The organism is Flavobacterium sp. J27, from assembly GCF_004303025.1.
In the GTDB taxonomy this organism is placed as follows: Bacteria; Bacteroidota; Bacteroidia; order Flavobacteriales; family Flavobacteriaceae; genus Flavobacterium.
Map to the genome: position 1 here is coordinate 1 of NZ_PJQW01000017.1, position 14,979 is coordinate 14,979.

Annotated in this window: 16 protein-coding genes; 6 read left to right on the plus strand and 10 right to left on the minus strand. The window is 29.9% G+C overall.

Going from position 1 to position 14,979, the window contains the following annotated elements:
• Positions 1–164: 164 nt before the first annotated feature.
• The 3 genes from CX675_RS18105 to CX675_RS18115 are packed head-to-tail and all read left to right on the plus strand — an operon-like array spanning position 165 to position 1,984.
• Complete coding sequence (locus CX675_RS18105) at positions 165–764, plus strand: Crp/Fnr family transcriptional regulator (protein ID WP_130736666.1); 600 nt, start codon at positions 165–167, stop codon at positions 762–764.
• 54 nt (positions 765–818) lie between these two features.
• A complete protein-coding gene (locus CX675_RS18110) occupies positions 819–1,268 on the plus strand; it encodes a DMT family transporter (RefSeq protein ID WP_130736667.1) in 450 nt (149 codons plus the stop codon).
• Positions 1,268–1,984: a GNAT family N-acetyltransferase gene (locus tag CX675_RS18115; RefSeq protein WP_130736668.1), complete on the plus strand. Its 717-nt coding sequence runs from the start codon at positions 1,268–1,270 to the stop codon at positions 1,982–1,984. Before CX675_RS18110 ends, CX675_RS18115 begins: the two co-directional genes overlap by 1 nt.
• Positions 1,985–2,044: 60 nt before the next feature.
• Here CX675_RS18115 and CX675_RS18120 read toward each other — a convergent pair whose 3' ends face one another.
• From CX675_RS18120 to CX675_RS18135, 4 genes are all read right to left on the minus strand, one after another.
• On the minus strand, positions 2,045–4,345 hold the full coding sequence (locus CX675_RS18120; RefSeq protein ID WP_130736669.1) for a TonB-dependent receptor: 2,301 nt from the start codon (positions 4,343–4,345) through the stop codon (positions 2,045–2,047).
• Between the two features lie 143 nt (positions 4,346–4,488).
• Complete coding sequence (locus tag CX675_RS18125) at positions 4,489–4,944, minus strand: hypothetical protein (protein ID WP_130736670.1); 456 nt, start codon at positions 4,942–4,944, stop codon at positions 4,489–4,491.
• 123 nt (positions 4,945–5,067) lie between these two features.
• A complete protein-coding gene (locus CX675_RS18130; RefSeq protein ID WP_130736671.1) occupies positions 5,068–5,577 on the minus strand; it encodes a hypothetical protein in 510 nt (169 codons plus the stop codon).
• A 419-nt stretch (positions 5,578–5,996) separates the two neighbouring features.
• Entirely contained in the window at positions 5,997–6,902 is a 906-nt protein-coding gene (locus tag CX675_RS18135) for an AraC family transcriptional regulator (protein WP_130736672.1), read from the minus strand.
• Between the two features lie 88 nt (positions 6,903–6,990).
• Between CX675_RS18135 and CX675_RS18140 the strand changes: the two genes are divergently transcribed.
• On the plus strand, positions 6,991–8,148 hold the full coding sequence (locus tag CX675_RS18140) for an acyltransferase (protein WP_240723692.1): 1,158 nt from the start codon (positions 6,991–6,993) through the stop codon (positions 8,146–8,148).
• Positions 8,149–8,223: 75 nt separating this feature from the next.
• Here the strand turns inward: CX675_RS18140 and CX675_RS18145 are convergent, their stop codons facing one another.
• The 4 genes from CX675_RS18145 to CX675_RS18160 all read right to left on the minus strand — a co-directional run bounded on the left by CX675_RS18145 (position 8,224) and on the right by CX675_RS18160 (position 10,525).
• Positions 8,224–8,469 (minus strand): Ada metal-binding domain-containing protein, encoded by a 246-nt coding sequence (locus CX675_RS18145; protein ID WP_130736673.1) that lies wholly within the window; start codon positions 8,467–8,469, stop codon positions 8,224–8,226.
• 2 nt (positions 8,470–8,471) lie between these two features.
• Positions 8,472–9,185, minus strand: coding sequence for a 2OG-Fe(II) oxygenase (locus tag CX675_RS18150; RefSeq protein ID WP_130736674.1), 714 nt, complete (start codon positions 9,183–9,185; stop codon positions 8,472–8,474).
• Positions 9,186–9,187: 2 nt separating this feature from the next.
• On the minus strand, positions 9,188–9,910 hold the full coding sequence (locus tag CX675_RS18155) for an alpha/beta fold hydrolase (protein ID WP_130736675.1): 723 nt from the start codon (positions 9,908–9,910) through the stop codon (positions 9,188–9,190).
• Positions 9,911–10,156: 246 nt separating this feature from the next.
• Complete coding sequence (locus tag CX675_RS18160) at positions 10,157–10,525, minus strand: DoxX family protein (protein ID WP_130736676.1); 369 nt, start codon at positions 10,523–10,525, stop codon at positions 10,157–10,159.
• Positions 10,526–10,642: 117 nt separating this feature from the next.
• On the opposite strand from CX675_RS18160, the gene CX675_RS18165 reads away from it, so the two are divergent.
• Entirely contained in the window at positions 10,643–11,005 is a 363-nt protein-coding gene (locus tag CX675_RS18165) for a helix-turn-helix domain-containing protein (protein ID WP_130736677.1), read from the plus strand.
• Positions 11,006–11,231: 226 nt separating this feature from the next.
• Here the strand turns inward: CX675_RS18165 and CX675_RS18170 are convergent, their stop codons facing one another.
• Positions 11,232–11,621: a RidA family protein gene (locus CX675_RS18170; RefSeq protein WP_130736678.1), complete on the minus strand. Its 390-nt coding sequence runs from the start codon at positions 11,619–11,621 to the stop codon at positions 11,232–11,234.
• A gap of 76 nt (positions 11,622–11,697) precedes the next feature.
• Positions 11,698–12,270 (minus strand): Crp/Fnr family transcriptional regulator, encoded by a 573-nt coding sequence (locus CX675_RS18175; protein WP_130736679.1) that lies wholly within the window; start codon positions 12,268–12,270, stop codon positions 11,698–11,700.
• A 384-nt stretch (positions 12,271–12,654) separates the two neighbouring features.
• Between CX675_RS18175 and CX675_RS18180 the strand changes: the two genes are divergently transcribed.
• A complete protein-coding gene (locus tag CX675_RS18180) occupies positions 12,655–14,610 on the plus strand; it encodes a T9SS type A sorting domain-containing protein (RefSeq protein WP_130736680.1) in 1,956 nt (651 codons plus the stop codon).
• Positions 14,611–14,979 lie beyond the last annotated feature (369 nt).

Below are 14,979 nucleotides of genomic sequence, written 5' to 3' on the forward strand. Positions count from 1 at the left end.
AACCAGTGAAGCTAGCTTCACTGGTTTTAATTAATTTATTGTAAAACTTGTCAATCTATTTTAGGACGACTCAAACTATGTAGTAAAATATTTTTTTGTTATTTTTCATGAAGTTTTATTCAATTATTACTAAGACCTTTTTATAATTGTAAAATTTTACAAAAATGTCAAATCCGACTACATATAAAACTCTTTTTGAACAAGTAATTCGAAGTTATGCTCCTGTAAGTAATGCTTCAATGGAATTATTGTATGAAATATCAGTATTGGAGTTTTGGCCAAAAGGAACGTTGCTTTTACAAGTTGGAGAAGTAGCGAAAGCACTTCATGTGATTTGTAAAGGTGCCATTATTGCCTATTTTATAGATGAGAAAGGAAATACGTACAACAAAAATATTTTTTTAGAAAAAAATTTTGCAGGCTCAAAAGTGTCTTGTTTAAAAGAGACGCCTTCAGAATTTGCTTTAGAAACGTTAGAAGATTGTATCCTACTTTCTCTGAATTATAAGAAGTATCGGGAACTTATTGATAACCATACAGATTTAAAAGATTTTTATATTGCTTATCTCGAAAAAAATTGGGTAGTGGACAAAGAAAAAAGAGAAATTAGTTTGGTGATGCAAACGGCTACTGAGAGATATTTACAATTATTAGAGTTGCATCCAACTTTAGATAAGCGAATTCCGTTGCATCATATTGCTTCTAATTTAGGTATTACTCCCACACAGCTAAGTCGCATTCGTAAAGAATTAAAAGAAAAATAATATCCATCAACATATGTAAAGAACTAGTATAAAATTCTAATCGAAATTTGCTGTATGAAAGAGATTAGTTTATACATCATTGCATTTTTAGGCGGTATTTTTTTAGCCGTTCAAGCTGGTTTCAATTCGCAATTAGGTAATTATTTAAAGCAACCTATATTTGCGGTTATTGTCACTTCGGTGGGAAGTACTTTTTTTGGAATCTTACTCGCTTCCTTACTTGCAAAAAAAACACCTACAATCACATTGTTAGCCGATGTACCTTGGTATTTATGGTTTATAGGAGCATTTTTTAGCATGTTAGGCATCTCTTTCTATTTTTATACTATTCCTAAATTGGGTATTTCTAAAGTAATTGCCTTAGGTTTGTGTGGACAACTTTTATTTTCTTTTTTAGCAGGAAGTTATGGTTGGTTGCATCTACCTGTTGAAATGATTACACCCAAGCGAATTTTAGGAATTCTAGCGATGATTATCGGAGTCTTTTTACTAAATATGAAATAATGAATATCACACAAGAAAATATTGAAAATTTAACTTCTCTATGGAAAGAAGTAGCTTTAGCTACAGGGAATTATATTGTTTCTGAAAGTATTGCTATTGCAACAGTAGCCAAAGGGCAATGGCCAAACCGAATTTGGTACCAAAACAATAATGATATCCCAATTAAAAAAATAAGTCATTGGTTACAAGATAATACTGTTCCACTCACGTATGCTTATTTTAATGAAGGGGAATATGAGAACAATTATGATTTTTCTTCCTTTCAATTAAAATCAAGTCAGTATGGAATGTCTTTGTTACTTGATAAAAAATGGGATATAACCTCTAGAGTGATGTTTCAAAAAATAGAAGATGATAATAGTATTGCAATATGGACTACTAATTTTGAAAAAGCTTTTGGATATCCTATTTTACCAGAAATACTTCAAAAAATGAAAGATAAGCTCTCTTTCTTTAACATAGTTTTTGAAGGACAACCAGTAGGAACAGTTGCTTTATATATAACCCAAACGATTGCTGGTATTCATTGTTTAGGTGTTGTTCCAGAAATGAGAGGAAAAGGTTTTGCGAGAGAAATAATGCAATTTGTTTTAGAAATTGCCCAAAATAAAGGAGCAACCATAGCGGTTTTGCAAGCTTCAGAAATGGCAAAAGAATTGTATTTTTCTATGGGATTTCAGCTGGATTTTATGCTACATAATTTTGTTCGGAAGTAATAAAATAGTAATAAATAAAAAGCCTTTCAGAATGAGAAAGGCTTTTTTAGTTATCTGAAATTAATTTAAATCTAAGGGTATTTTTACACTCAATGCAATATTTAAACCAGGTTCTGAAATATTGTATGCTCTAAAACGAGACATATGGTTTACATAATTTTTATCGAAAATATTGTTTGCGGTTAACGTAAAAGCCGTTTTTTTATAAGTGGTACCAATGCCTATGTTGAAAATAGAATAACCTGGTGTTTTTAATTCATTTTCAGCTACTTGGTTTTGGTCGAAAGTAGAAGCAATTGTTAGGTTGATAACCGAACTACTAAATTTACCAAAATCATTCAGTGTGATGAACAAAGTATTCGTTAATTTGGTAGGATTCATCATAGGTAAATACGAATCATTGTCTGTTCTTATCCCTTTTAAGGTTGCAAAACTATTGTCTAAACGAAACCATTTTAAGCCTTCAGGATGAATAGAAACAGTTGCTTCTCCACCTGTAATTTGTGCTTCCGATTGTTGGTATTCATACAAAGGCACACTTACAGCAGGATCTAAATTACTTGGAACAGAGGTTCCTGTTGGTTCAATATAAATATAATTACGAATGGTATTCATAAAGAAAGCCCCTTCGATGCTTATTGATTCATTAGCATAAACGGCGTTAAAATCAAATTGTTGATTGTGTTCTTTTTTAAAATTAGCATTACCTACTTCAAAGCGTTGTGATTCTAATTTGAAACCGTTAGATGTTAATTCGTTTAAATTAGGCGAACGGTAACCAGTTGCAAAACTGGTACGTAAGGTTAGTTTTTTTGCAATCGTATAGGCTATTCCTGCTGAACCACTCACATTATTGTACGATTTAGAAATTTCGGGAATTGTATAATTCAAACCATTGGTTTCATCTGTGTCTAAATTTCTGGAATCAAAACGTGCACCCAAGCTAAAATTAAAATTATTATATTGGTATTTATTTACTGCAAATAAACCAAAATCTTTAATCCTTGCATCAGGAATTAAAACGGTTTGCGCTCCCGAATTGTTTTTATTGTTTTGGTACATCCCTTGAGAACCAATGATTGTACTGAATCTATTCCAAGTAGGAGCGTACCATTTTAAGTTATAAGTTAAACTTTGTAAGGTCATGTCTACATATTTGTATCCTTTTTTTACGCCTGATAATTCTTCATTTTCAGTACGATGATTGTTTTGGTAGCCTACAACCAAATCGAATTTTGACTTGCCTGTTAGAAAAGTAGAACTGGAGGTAATTCTGTTATCTACTACTGTATGAAAAGGCGCTTCTATTTCAAAAGGGTATTTTTCTTTTTCAATATCTGAATTGATGATTTCACCGTTTGGACCAAAAGAAATGTCTTTTCCATCTAAGATTCCAAAATATGCTTGATTAAAAGTATATTCTAAATTGGTAGCCCCCCATTTTTTGTGAGTACCCACATATCCTTTGACACCATATTCTAATAATCGGGTATTAGGAACTCGAAACGATTGGTTATTGATAAAATAGTCAGAAAAAAGTTTGCCTAATGCACTCACCCCCCAATTTAAATTTTCTTTAGCTCCATCTACTTTTGCATTCGCTCTCCAGCCTAGATTATTGGTAGACATGGCTGCAAAAGCAGAACCTTTCGTTGTTCCAATAGCAGCAGGTTTGGTTTTTACAAAATTAATCACACCACCCATAGCTTCTGGTCCATATAATAAACTTTCAGGTCCTTTAATGACTTCAATTTTTTCAAAACCATTTTCATTAACGCCAATACCATGTTCGTCATCCCATTGTTGTGTTTCAAAACGCACCCCATCAATAACCGTTAAAACACGATTACTCGAGAGGCCTCTAATAGAAGGTCTGCTCACCATAGTTCCAGAGGTAACTGCGTCTACACCAGGAATTTTATTTAAAATATCCATGACACTAAAGCCACCTACTTTGGCAATATTATCGATGTCTACTACATCTACTTCATAAGTATTTGTACTTTGTGTATTAATGTAAGAATTAGACAAAACGACCTCATCCATTTGAATGATATGTTTTTTTAATTGTACATCTATTTTTTGTTCGTTCGTGGTTTCAGAAATGATAATTTCTTTGATTACAGGTTCGTAACTTAAATAAGAAAATTGAAGCGTAAATCGCCCTTTGGCATTTAAGCTTATAGAATAATTTCCATTTTCGTCTGAAACTACTCCTTTGTTCCATTCGGTAATGTAAATGTAAGCTCCAGCTAAAGGTAGGTTAGAATTTTCTTCTGAAATGGTTCCAGAAATACTATTTTGCGCTTTTAAAAAGGTTGATATACTTAAAAAAAATATCAAGAAAACTATTTTTTTCATTTCTTGTTTGAAATTTAACAATATTGGTTGTAAAAATAGACGAAAATTATCTAATAAAAAAGGTTTGGTGTTAACCAAAACCCTTTTCGTTTTTTTATCGCTTATTCTTTACTAAATCGATATATTCTGGTGCCATTTATCATTCATGGGTTGTTTAAATGAATGTGTAAATAACTGTACAATAGGATGGAAGCGGGTTGAAATAACTGTTGTTTTACTGGGCTAATTTTAAATCCTGATTTCTTTTCGTTATTAAGTAGCTCTCCATTTTCATCCCACCGTAATGTGTTACCGGAACTATTCTCAATTTTTCCATTCTCATCCATAGCGACTAACTTGTTTTCTTTGTCATCATATAAAAAACCTTCTTTTAAAGTTAAAATAATATGGTCATTTTTGTCTTTTAATATATTTTGATTCTCAAATTTCCCAATGAGGTTGTTGTTTGAGTAGATGGTTCCATCTTCTTTAATTTCCATAAAAACAACATCGTTTTCTCCTTTAATTTCAAAAGCTGAAATGTTTTGTTTTTCTGATTTTTCCTGACATGAAATGACGAATAAAAATAGTACAATACAGGGTGCAAGTAGTTTTTTCATGGTTTAAAAATTAATAGGTTATATTTTACAAAAATACGTGCTATTGCATTAGTTGTCAATACGTATTTATACTGATTTTTGCTCTTTTTTTGTACGTATAAATACGTATTTTTAATATTTAACCTAGTGTTTTTTAGAGTGTTCAAACTTTGTCAAAGTATCATCGATTAGGTGTTCAATGGTTAGAAAATTAATTGCCAATTTTGCGATTATGTTTTCTAGGTTTTCTTTATCATAAGATTCCCAGCCTTCTAATAAGGTTAAAGGACCAAATTGAGTATTTACATTTTTCCAATTGTTTTTATATTTCTGGAAATCATGTCTAAAAGCTTGAGCAAAATCGCTACTTTTTAAATGATATCCTTTTAATTCTCGAAGTTTTAAAGCATGAATATTGTAGTAAATTCTATTCTGTTTTAACGTTTTTTCGTTTACCCAAATAGCAAAAAAAATTCTAGTTTTAGCAGTAAGAGGATCAGTGTTTTCGTTTGACCATGTGGTTTTGTATAATTTTAAAACAATAGAATCTAGAGTAATGCCCACATGAATTTGTAATTGTTTAGCTTTTAATTCTTCTATATTAATTTTTTCAGCTGCTTTTTTGAATTTTTCTAAATAATAGTTTTCGTTCATAATTTTAGTAATTCAAGTTATGGTTCCTTTAGCTACTTTTTTTATCATACCAGTTTCAGAATAAATTCCAAAAAACATTTTTTCTAAACGTATTTATTTTTTGTATATAATCTGATTTGGTGTTACATTTTCAAAGATACAACATACGATTTTTATCAAAATCATTATTTAGGGGGTATTTTAACAATTAAATTCTTTTTAAAAAAGAGTGGATTTAAAAAAAAATACTTAAATTAGTAGAACAGATAGTTTAATTTTTGCCATGAAAAAAGGGATCCTTAGGTATGACAGTCCTGTTCTTTTGATATGCGCAGCAAAAGAAGTAGTAATTTAAAACTTCAAAACAATGTTTCTCGAGTAGATGTTGATTCTAGTACTTACTATTAAACCACCTACTGGAGGAATATTGTCATAAAAATTTAAGAATTCACTTTTTTTAACAAGGCTTCATTTTCGAAGCCTTTGTTGTTTTTTCTTTCGGTTTCTCTATAACTTTTTGGAGTCATAGCTTTACTTTTCTTAAAGGTTCGATTGAAATAAGGTATGTCTCTAAAACCACATGAATAAGCTATTTCTGAAATCGTCAAGTCGGAATTAATGAGAAGTTTGCAAGAAGATATAATTCTATACTCGGTTAAATATTGAAAAAAAGTCACTTTTTTTATTCTTTTAAAAAATACACAAAATGATGATTTTTCCATATCCAAAAATTGCGCTACATCATCTAAAGCGATATTATTTTGGAAGTTATTCATAACATAGAGTTCTAAAAGTTGTATTTTTTTAGTGTTTCGGTTTTCAATAATGGGTTGTCCTACAATGTTAGTGTTTTGAGTATGAGCTAAAATTGATAAAACTGATAAAAAAGAAATAATTCTTTCTTGAGGGGTTTGATTGAGCATTAATTTTAAAATGTTCTGTAAATTAAACAATGCTTGTTCTTGAAAAGCTATTCCATTTGAGATTTTATTAATACTTTCTATTTGTTCGGATAATTCTGGAAAAGTTGCTTTTAAATCAATTAAGATATCAGTAGAAAAAAACAAACAGATGTTTTCTATTTTACCTTCTTCATCATGAGTAAATTCATCAAATGACCAACAGTGAGGAAGATGAGGAGGAATTAAAATAATTTCTCCTGCATTAAAAGACGCTATATTATCTCCAATAATTCTTGTGCCCCTTCCTGTTATTATATAGGCTACTTCCCAAAAATCCTGTCTATGCAAATGAATTTGTTTATCCCATTTAATATGTACATGGTCTAATTTAAAGGATTGATTCAAATGATTTTCGGAATGACAATATTTTATAATATCGGGCAAGTTGTTGTTTTTTTGATATAAAATACAAATATAAGACAATATTATTCAACTATATCTCAATTTGAATTGTTTCAAACCTCTTACTTTTATGGTCCAAATATTACTTATAGATATGACTGATAAAAACGCCCTTTTACAATCAAAATTGCATTACAAAATTTTGGATGCACTGCGAGGTATTGCCGCTTTAGTTGTAGTTGTTTTTCACATTTTAGAGATTCATTCGGGAGGTGATCACACAAAGCAATTGTTAAATCATGGTTATTTAGCGGTAGATTTTTTTTTCATTTTATCTGGATATGTAATCAGTTATGCATATGATGACAGATGGGATATTATGTCTTTAGGACATTTTTTTAAGAGAAGAATAATTCGTTTACAACCAATGCTCATCTTTGGAGCTATTTTTGGTGCGGTATTGTTTTATTTTCAAGATTCTGAAATTCTGGGTTGGGGAAGAATTTCCGAAGTAGCTGTATGGAAATTACTTATTTTAACAAGTATGAGTTTTTTTCTAATACCAGTAGGGAAAGGATTAGATATTAGAGGTTGGAATGAAATGTTTCCAATAAATGGCCCTTCTTGGACATTGTTTTTTGAAGAAATTGCTAATATTTCATATGCTTTAGTTTTAAGAAGGTTAACTAATAAAATAATGTTCATTTTAGTTTTAGTAGCCATGCTATTTACGATTCATTATTCACTTACAAATCCTCAAGGAGATATTATTGGTGGATGGGCAATTGATGATCCAACTCAATTAAAAATTGGTTTTATTCGTTTAGCATTTCCTTTTTTAGCAGGTATAGTATTAGCTCGAACTGTGAAAGTAGGTAAGCAGAAGTATAGTTTTTTACTTGCATCTGTACTTTTAGTTGTTTGTTTAGTAATGCCAAGAATTGGAGGGCATGAACATCTTTGGCAAAACGGTTTGTATGAATGTGTTTGTCTAATTATTGTTTTTCCCTTTATAGTATGGTTAGGGGCAAGTGGAGAAGTAAAGGGTGCAACGGCTAAAGTAAGTGATTTTTTGGGTAATATTTCTTATCCAATTTATATTACGCACTTTCCGATTGTCTATGTTTATATGGCATGGGTTTCAAACCACAATTATACACTTGAAAAAAGTTGGCCATTTGCAATTTTAACCATGTTAGTCTCTGTTATTGTTGCTATAGCAGCTATGAGATTATATGATATGCCAACTCGATTGTGGTTAAAAAGTAAATATTTATCTAAAAAATAAGAACAAAAGCTTCGTTTTAGAAGCCTTTGTTCTTATGAATGTGAGAGGTTTATTGTTGTTAGCTCTTTGGTTTGCCTACAAAAGATCATTTTTCCATATGTTATAATCACTTTTCATGCAGTGCCCACAAGGTCTAAAACCATTTTCAATAGCTTCTTTTATAGAAGAAAAGAAAACCCTATTTTCTCGATTCATTCGTTTGCCTGATTTACAATTTAAAAAACCGTAAATTTTGAGTTTTTTGTTACCACCAAAATTAATCTCTCGTTGTTTTATTTTACGATATAAATCATTGTTTGCTATTTCTGAGTGATGTATCATAACTAACTTATCGCATCATGAAAAATAATACCTAATGTGTGTCTATTACCCGATTTGACTTCACTTACTCCGTGTTTCATATTTACTCGGTAATATCCTTTACTTCCTTTTTCAGGTTTAAAGTTAGTAGTAAAAATCAGCATATCGCCTTTTGTAGGTTTCAACACAATTGCTTTAGATTGCGCTCTCGGAATTTGTTGTGTCATTACAAATTCTCCTCCTGTAAAATCTGAATCGGGCTCATCTAAAACAAATACAATTTGAATTGGAAAATAAATTGTGCCATATAAATCTTGATGCAAGGTATTAAATCCATCTTTGTTATATTTTAGAATCAAAGGTGTAGCTTTATCTTGTCCGTTTTGGAGGCATTTTTCTAATAATTCAGTATGTAGTAATGGGAATTGAAGCTCCATTTTTAAGGACTTGAACCAAGTATTAGCGATTGGTACTAATTTTGTATAAATGTTGGTACGAAGAGTTTCAATGATTTCTGGTAAGGGGTAATTGAAATACTTGTATTCTCCTAAACCAAAGCGATAACGTTCCATTGTTACTGTTTTTCGATATAAATTGGGGTTGTTATAATTGGTTTTCAATAGTTCACATTGTTCGTTTGAAAGTACTTTTGGAACAATAGTATAACCGTTTTGATGCATTTCTTCGGTTACTAAATACCAATTAATGGCGTCTATTTTTGCTACAATAGTTTTCATGTTCAATTATTAGCTATTTCTAAAAAGATAGCACACAATTCATTGGGCTGACTAAAAAAAGGAGAATGACTGGTATGCATTTTGTATATTTTTGTACATGGAGTTTCATGATACATTTTTTGTTGAATGTAAGGTGTTACCGCTTTGTCTTGTGTACATTCTATGTAAAATCTTGGAACACTTCCGTAATTTTTTTCAGTTAATTCCAAAGGTGTTTTTCCTGTTTCAGCACTTTCGTGACCCAATAACATTCTCGCCATTTGATAAATAGTATCTTCGCAATCATGATAAAGTCCTTCTTTGTAAATTTCTGGTTGTAGGGTATGTGAATTGGTTTCAGGATATCTTGTTACATATGGTTTTAGCACGCTGTTTAGGTCTTGAGAAGAATACGCAGCTTGTGTTTTACCATTAGGAATTAAATAAGCCGCTAAATAGATTAATTTCTCAATTTTTTCTGACCGATATTCTGCAAGTTGCGAAATCATGATTCCGTTTTTGCTATGTCCTACCAGAATTACTTTTTCTTCTATACTGTCGATAAGTTCACAAAGTTTTTCAACTGTAGTTTTTAGATTTACATTTTGAATAGGCGTTTTATCTCTACCCATTCCAGGTAAATCAATGGCATAAACGGTATGACCTTGGTTTTCAAGAATAGGTACTACTTTATGCCAGTTCCAAGCGCAATGCCAAGAGCCATGAATTAAAATAAATGTTTTCATGAAGAATAATTTATGATATTGAGATGCAAAGATTAGGTTTATATTGGCTAAAAAAAATCCGAAACTTGCGGTATTTAAGAAAGTATTGTTTTAGGCATGCAGTTTTACACGAACATACATTAAAATATAAAAAATTCCTTACTATGTGATAGTTAGGAATTTTTTTTAATGGAAAATAAAGGTTAAAATAGTAATCTTATAGATATGATCAATTAAATGATTAAAAATGTTTTTAGTACTGATACTTTAAGTTGTTTTTAGACTATGTAATCTAATATAACTCACATAAGATGCTATTAAAATTGCAAGAAAAACAAATCCTGCAATGACTTTTTCTGTTGGATCTCCTACTGCAAAATGAGCTAACGAAGCTGAAGCAAACATGATAGTAAAACCAGTGTATGCTATTTCTTTTGATAATCTTGAGGGTAACCAAAGCATGATTGCTCCAATAAATTTTGTAATTCCTAATTCTATTCTAAAATAATCTGGAAACCCTAAATGTTGCATTGAAACTTTTACTTCAGGTTTTAATAATGTTTCAAAACCAATAAATAGCATCATTGCTGAAATAATTCCTGTTGTAACGTAGTACGTTATTTTTGTTCTTTTCATTTTCTTAATTTATAATTTATATCATTACAAAAATATTTATATTTACTTTCTAAAATATAGTACTTTCCAAAATGTAAGTAGTTACTTTTTGGAAAGTTTCTAAGTGAAATATTAAAAATGTCAGTAAATAAATTAGAATTAACTCCAAAGGAATGTACAAATAGTTTATCGGCTACGGAAGATGCCTTATATGTTCTTGGAGGCAGATGGACTATAAGAGTAATGATTGCTGTTTTAGGAGGACATACACGATTTAATGATTTGCAACGATCACTAAACAGTATATCAGCAAAAGTGTTATCAAATGAATTGAAAAAATTAGAAGCTAATCATTTAATAGAAAGAAAAGTATTTGCAGAACATATTCCTGTTTTGGTAGAATATGTGCCAACCGATTACAGTCAGTCATTAAAAGATATTATTACAGCTTTGGCAGAATGGGGAAAAACACACAAAAAAAAGATAACTTACAACGAATAGATAGAAGTCAAGTATATAAAAGAAATGTGTTATAGAATTCTTTTTAGGATTTGAATTATCAAGTTTTTTAATTAGTTTTAAATATATTTCTTATTTATTTCAAGTCTTTGTTTATTCTTAGAAAATTTTACAGATTTTTTCTATTAAAAACAGTATTTTTTCTAGTATATTTTTTTTAAAAATTATTATTAGATATACCATTTGTTTTGGTTAAATGGTCTGTTTTCTATTTTACCACTGTTGCTTCAAGTTCTATTTTTAATGTTTCGAAAAGACTTTTAACTTCTAATACAGTAGACGTTTGTTTTATTTTATTTGTTGTAATCCAGTCTTGTATTATGTCGAAATTTTCAAATAGTTCGGAGTTTGAAGTAGTGTAAATATTTAGGCGTACTATGTTTTTTAATTCATAATTAGCACTGCTAATTACTTTTTCTAAATTTTGTATAGCTTGGATTAGTTGCGAACGCATACTTTCCTTGCTAGATATGCCTTCATCATTTATTGCCGTTTGTCCTGAAACGTATAAAGTACTTTCAATGTTTTTTACATCTATTGCTTGTACATAATTTCTTGCGTCTTGCCAAGTCCATGGATTGATAATTTGTTTTTTCATTTTTGTCTTTTTTAATAAAGTTTATTAATGCAAAATTATCAACGGTTTTGTAAAATGATTGTGACCAAAATCACTTTTAAAGGTTCTTTCGTTTATATAACCTACTAAGTGTTTCTCTTGAAACCCCTAAATAAATTGCTATTACAGATTTTGGTATTCTATTTGCAAGTGTAGGGTATAATTTTAGGAATTGTTCATATTTCTCTTTTGGAGTAGACTTCAGTAGTGATAATATTCTTTTTTGACTAGCAATATGACCTTTTATGGATTTCTCAAGAAAATAGTTAGCTAAATGATATTTGCTTAAAATAGATAAATACGAATCATAACTCAAACTATATACTTCAGTATCTTCAAGGCATTGGAGCATTAATGTAGCTTTGGTTTTATTATAAAAAGCAGAAAAGTCTGTTTCCCACCAATTTTCAAATGCAAATGATAAAATAAATTCTTTAGCATTACTGTCAAAGTGAGAGAGTTTTACTAACCCTAAATGTATGAAATAAACATCCTGAACCATATCATTCTCACTAATGATAAAATCTCCTTTTTTGTATTTTTGATGTTTAAAAACAGTACTCAGTTTTATATTTTCTTCATCTGTTAAGTTTTCAAAAATACCAATGTTATTTTTTAGAATAGTGTTCATTTTGTATTAAGTTTCTAAATAAATATTGAATTACTCATATTCAAGCAGAACTGCAAGCATACATTTGCTAGAGTTTTTAAATTTGTTTTTCTCAAATATACCGTTTTCTGTTTTTGTTTTAAAAAAAGAGGACCAAAATAGGATGAAGATTTTTAGAAAATAAATTCTTTTGAAATTTTAAGTTTTAGTTCCTCTTTAAAGTAAATTATTTAAATAAAAAAATAATTTAGAATAAAAGCCGATAAAATTATCACAATTAGATAGTTAAATTTTTGAAAAAAAATGTTTCCTTTTTGATCATTCATGAAAACTTCAAATGGTATTTAGGTTAAAATCCCTAAGTAAAAAAAAATATTACTTATATTAGAGCCAAAATTTCCAAGCATGCAGAAAAATTACTTTACCTTAAAACATTCATTTTTTATATTTTTTTGCTTATTTTTTTATAAGATATCTAACTCCCAAACTTGGCAATGGGCAATTGATGGTGGTTCAAACAATCAAATTAGTGGTACAGAAAAAACGATAGATATGCTTAATGATCCTCAAGGTAATTTATATTTTTTAAGCACTATTGGAAAAATAGGACTTCAACTTGATGGTATGCCATTAACCGCTTACGATGGTGGTTCAAATAGAGATTATTTAATTGCTAGCTATGATTGCAACGGTACATATCGTTGGAATAAGGTTATTGGAGGACCAAGTACCGATAGAATAGAGAACTTACAAGTTGATGGAGCTGGAAACATTTATGTGTCTGGAACTGTCTATAATTCTTCGCAAAACTTTTCTGTACATTTTGATACCGATTCTATTATCCCTTTTTCTGTTTTACCCGATGTAAATAAAAAAAATTTATTTTTACTTAAATACAATCCTGATGGTGTATTTCAATGGTTAAGAATGCCACAACAGGATAATGTGTCAATTACTGAAGCGTTTAGTCATAGTCTTGGTCTAGGTGTACAAACAGATATACAAGGGAATAGTTATTGGCTTTGTCTTGTGCCACCTGGAACTTATGCAGAAGGGGCTTTTGTAAATAATACAGCGGGAGATCATTTTTTTATTTTTAAATATGATACTTACGGAACATTTCTTGAGGCAATACCCTTACAATTTGAATTGATAGGTGTTTTAGATGAATTTAAATTTTTAAGAAACTCTAACACAGGTGGGTTTTACATAGGTGGTACTTTTGATCCCGATAATGGTATAATTACAGTAGGTGACCAAAATATTAATTCCAATATGTATTTAGTGGCTTTTGATAGTAATGGAAATTATATTTGGAAAATAGAAAATGACCCTAACATTTTTGGAAAGATAACCGATTTCTGTATAGATAGCAATAATGATATTTATATTACAGGAAGTGGACTAGCAGGGGATAGTTTTGCAGGTCAAACATTTACTTCAAATCAACCACATATGTTTCCTTATATTATTAAAATTGATGATTTAGGGCAAGGCATATGGTCTACTAATGCAGAAACATTAGCAGCATCTGACGGAAACGCTATTGTAATAAATAATAATGAAATAGCAATAACGGGGCAACATGCTAGTATAACTTGGGATGATGTTACTCTTACTCAGCAGCCTAATGCGTTTTATGATGTTTTTTTTGCACGATTTAATAAAAGTGATGGAACTATAATAAGTCTTGAAGACTTAGAGAGCAATTTTGGTGCTTCAGAATTTGGGTATGCATTGTCTTCTGATAACAATAATAACTATTACCTAGGAGGGAACTTTAATGGTTATTTATATTTTAATGGTGATACATTTAGCGCATCTTGGGAAGATTTTTTTGTTGCAAAATATGGTAGTGCTAACTGTCCTTGTGTTTCACCCCAACCTAGTTTTTCTTTTAGTCAAGACGGTCAAAATGAGCAAACCTTTACATTTAACTATAGTGGATCACTTCCATACGATTCAATCATTTGGGATTTTGATGATGGAAATACATCAATAGAAGGAAATCCGCAACATACTTTTAACAATTTAGATACCTATAACGTATGTGTTACTGCAACGAATAGTTGTGGTAGTCAAAGTTACTGTTATGAGATAAACAACATGTTGAACACAGATGACTTTAGATTTGCTAATACATCTGTATATCCAAATCCATTTAACAACTCCATTACTGTAAGTACTGATTCAAATTTAAAATATAAGATTTATTCTCTTTTAGGTGTAGAAATAACTTCAGGAAATATCATTTCTGGTAAGACTGAGTTATTCTTGTCAAAATATTCTGCTGGATATTATTTACTTCAGTTAGAAAATGAAAATGGAAACATAAAGATTATGAAAATTCTAAAAAAATAAAAAATCCACTTTATATACAAATAGTGTTTGTTTATGTTTAGATAGTATATATCCAATTTATTTCGGATTCAATCCAGTATGGTCCTTCTAGATCGGTTTTATCGTAATCGCCAAACATTATTTCAACTATTTCAAGTTGATTGTTTTCATATTTAAATAGTCTATAAAAGGGTCTTGATAAGATATATAACAGTCATGATTATTTGGTTTTGAAAGCCAATTTATTTTTCTCCAATATCTTAAATATCTATTTCCTTCAATCACTAATTTAAGAACAATCACATCATCTGTACCAAAACACTGGTCCATTTTATCATTACTAGAAGCAAAATTAGAATTCAAAAATAAAGCATATATATATTCCAAATC